The following is a 635-nucleotide window of genomic DNA, read 5'->3' as shown; positions in this document are numbered from 1 at the left end:
GCGATCGATTAAAGTTAATAAAACTGCCTTACTATGCCCACGAGGACCAACGACTGTATCTAGTTCAAAATCGCCGATGCGATTACGTTGATTAATCATCATGGGACGCTGTTCAATTGATCGCCCCAAAGATTGATTATATTTGGATCGTTGGTCAACGTTACGCCGTTGGCGTACGCCATGTTCAGGTAGATCATTCAAGGAGAAACCAATTCTCCCCTGATTTAGCCAATTATAAATAGATTTAGTAGCTAGTTTAAATTCGTGAGCAATCATTCCTGGTGACCAGCTTAGACGTAAATGGTTGAGAATTTTTTGCTTTAACTCATCGCTCAGCTTAGTTTTCCGACCACATCGTGATCGCTTGTATTCGGCATCTGTTTGTGCTAATTCAGCCTGATAAGGTTGACATCGAGATAATTCATAAGAAATTGTTGACGGTGATCGGTTCAGCCGAACGCCCATTTGGATATTGGACAGCCCTAGTTCACAAAAGGTTTCGATTTTAATTCGTTCGGAATAGGTTATACTAGACAAAAGATCAGCTCCTAAAAGATGGGTTTGTGGTAAACACCATTTTAAAGGAAGCTGATCTTTTTTGTCCGAACAGCGTTCGGATTAATTTTACAATCTAC

Annotated in this window: 1 pseudogene; it reads right to left on the bottom strand. The window is 40.3% G+C overall.

Annotated elements, in window-relative coordinates:
• Positions 1-537: pseudogene (locus FD28_RS13025) on the bottom strand (IS30-like element ISLpl1 family transposase); the annotation flags it as partial.
• Positions 538-635: the final 98 nt, after the last annotated feature.

The sequence above is a fragment of the Levilactobacillus hammesii DSM 16381 genome, from assembly GCF_001434395.1.
GTDB classification, from domain to species: domain Bacteria; phylum Bacillota; class Bacilli; order Lactobacillales; family Lactobacillaceae; genus Levilactobacillus; species Levilactobacillus hammesii.
The sequence above is the reverse complement of the archived record's forward strand: the minus strand, read 5'-3'. Positions and strand labels throughout refer to the sequence as shown.